Below are 2,498 nucleotides of genomic sequence, written 5' to 3'. Positions count from 1 at the left end.
CGCGTAAACAGGCTATCGAAGCTAGAGAAAAATCAAAACAAAAAGAGCAGGAAAGAAAAGATGATACTCGACGCAAAATTTTGCTCGGTTCTTATTTGATTAAAAAAATGAATGCCAATGAAGCCAATAAAGAAAAAATACTCGCTGAACTCAACGAGTATTTAACAGAAGACAGAGATAGAGAGTTATTTAATCTTAAGTGTAATTAGTTTTTATTTTTATACGTTAAAACCATGCTCTACAAGCAAAGGAAAGAACATTTCAAAGTGTCTTTTTTCTGCTAGCATTTCAGCTAAAAGTTGTCCGAATTGTTCATAATTTCCAGTACCAATTAAGTGGCTATACTCACTTTGTACACGCTCATCATAGGCAAGTTTAGATCCAAACTTAAGACGTTGTGAATCAGTCATTCGGTTAAAAAAATCTCCTATATTTTTGTCTTTTTTAGCCTCAGTTCTTATTTGCTTTTGCTTAAATTTGAATGAAAAGCCTGTAATTGAACGCCCTTTTTTGTGTTGCTCATAAGTTGTTACGATGTCTGTATGTTCATTGATTTGTTTGATTGCTGGTTCTAATACACGCTTTTTGAAATCACACATCGCTGTATATTCAGTATTTTCAAGCCCAATTCTATTTCTAAAGTCACTTAACTCAATTTGTGGAACTTTGCCAACTTCGCGCCAAGCAATGATTAACTCATAAAGCCTAATAGCGTATTTACTTGTAAGCTGTGTGACCTGCTTAAGTTGATAACTAGTGAACTGTTGCTCAAGTCTTGTAATCAAAGGCACTACATCTGGTGCAAAAGTGATTTCTAATGTAGCTGAATCATCAATATATTTAATACGGCTTACCCATCTAGACTTAACAGTTCCTACATTTCCCTTTTTATCTTCTTCTTTAAATGAAAATTGACGATCAAACAGGTTTAGAACAGCACTTTTCAGTGCTTTGTAAGCACCATCGTTACTAACATTAAAACGACTAGCGTAATCATTAGCATGTATTTCTAACTTACTATCAGCAGTTATACCGTTACCTGTTTGTCTTGCATTAATGATTGCAAGAAGTATTAAGCGCTGTTCGGTTACTTCTAAATTATAACTAGCGTTCATTAATGCGTTATCTTTCACAACAAGCTCATTCTTCATCTTCAAAGCATATTATTATTCAAAGTAAGGACACTGTATAAAGTTATCATTAAAAGGTCAATATTAATTAAGTCCTTAAATCAAGACTAAATGTCCTTTTATAACCGACTAAATGTCCTTTTATAACCGACTAAATGTCCTTTTATAACCGACTAAATGTCCTTTTATAGGGCTTGAAACCCTTCTGTAGTAAGGGTTTAAGAGTGTCTAAAAGCATTTAAAAGCTTTAAAATATATATAAAAGCATAAGTGAGCATGGAAAACAGCCCTATGCCCTCGCTAAAGCTCGGACGTTTTAACCTCGCTAAAGCTCGGTTGAGGGGCTGTTTTTTTTAAATAGAAGTTGAGGATTTAATAAAAAAAGAAACTAGGCCTTCGCTTCGCTCAGTAATCTTTATGCTCGCTTCGCTCGTTTAGATTCTAATTAATACAGTTCGCACCCTTCGGGATGCTCTATATCTTTCGTTAAGAAGCAAAGGGGGGGCTTGTAATCAGGGAAAAGGCAGGGGCAAAATTTTAATGCCAGGTGATCGCTCGTAGACACTCGCTCGGTTCTTACTGGAATGAATTTAATTATTAAAATATCTAATTAAAACCGTAGAACATAAAAAATAGAAAAGTTGCCGCCCTGTTGCTCTATGATTCAAGGCGGCAATCTCTAATATAATGATATTGAAGGAAAAAACAGTTATATTATGTTAATTTTAAGAAAACTTCAGAACTGATCTACTTACTGATAATAAATGCTCTGCCTAAGCGTTTTAGTATTTTTTCGATAGTGGGTTCTAAGACTTCTGGAGTTAGATTTAGTTTAATTTCTACAGGATAAGAGGTTAATAACTCTTTGATAGGAGGCCTTTGTTCATCAGGCAGACACTCGATTAGAATCATTAGAACTTTAGGCTCGAAGCATCTTTTTGATGTCGCTTTGAGAGTTAGGCTAGGCATGGACCACCTAAGTTATAATATTTTATATAAGTGCCACTGTATCAGATATTTAAATAAAGAAAGAATGGTTCTTTCTATCAAAAAAAGAATCGGATGATAAATATATGATCGTATTTTATTCCCCATTTAACATAATGGGCGTTATACGAAGTACACTTGTATATTAATATAAATATCAATCACTTAAAATTTTAGTTATGACTAAGAAATCAGCAAAAATTGGCTTTTGTAATAAGTTGGTGAGTTTTTAAGCGAATCTGTAACATTTTGCCAAGAAAATCGATTAATAAATGATCAATTTGGCAATCAGTGCCCATTTCATGCGGATCCAGGTTCCAAAACTATCCCCAATTGCTGGGGATAAAATTTAGGCTATTTTGTACGCTTTGGCTCACATGA

2 protein-coding genes are annotated in these 2,498 nt (G+C 33.9%); one reads left to right on the top strand and one right to left on the bottom strand.

Going from position 1 to position 2,498, the window contains the following annotated elements:
- A partial coding sequence (locus FTV42_RS16240; RefSeq protein WP_180039204.1) for a mobilization protein occupies positions 1-209 on the top strand: 209 nt, incomplete at its 5' end.
- A gap of 9 nt (positions 210-218) precedes the next feature.
- Here the strand turns inward: FTV42_RS16240 and repM are convergent.
- Positions 219-1,151 (bottom strand): replication initiation protein RepM, encoded by a 933-nt coding sequence (gene repM / locus FTV42_RS16235; RefSeq protein WP_180039203.1) that lies wholly within the window; start codon positions 1,149-1,151, stop codon positions 219-221.
- Positions 1,152-2,498: the final 1,347 nt, after the last annotated feature.

This window comes from Acinetobacter sp. YH16052, from assembly GCF_013417155.1.
In the GTDB taxonomy this organism is placed as follows: domain Bacteria; phylum Pseudomonadota; class Gammaproteobacteria; order Pseudomonadales; family Moraxellaceae; genus Acinetobacter.
Note: the sequence above shows the minus strand (reverse complement) of the source record. Positions and strands in the feature narration are given on the sequence as shown.

What these genes read in the sequence shown, in the direction of transcription:
- repM (WP_180039203.1), bottom strand. Translation starts at nt 1,151, where the DNA reads ATGAAGAATGAGCTTGTTGTGAAAGATAACGCATTAATGAACGCTAGT.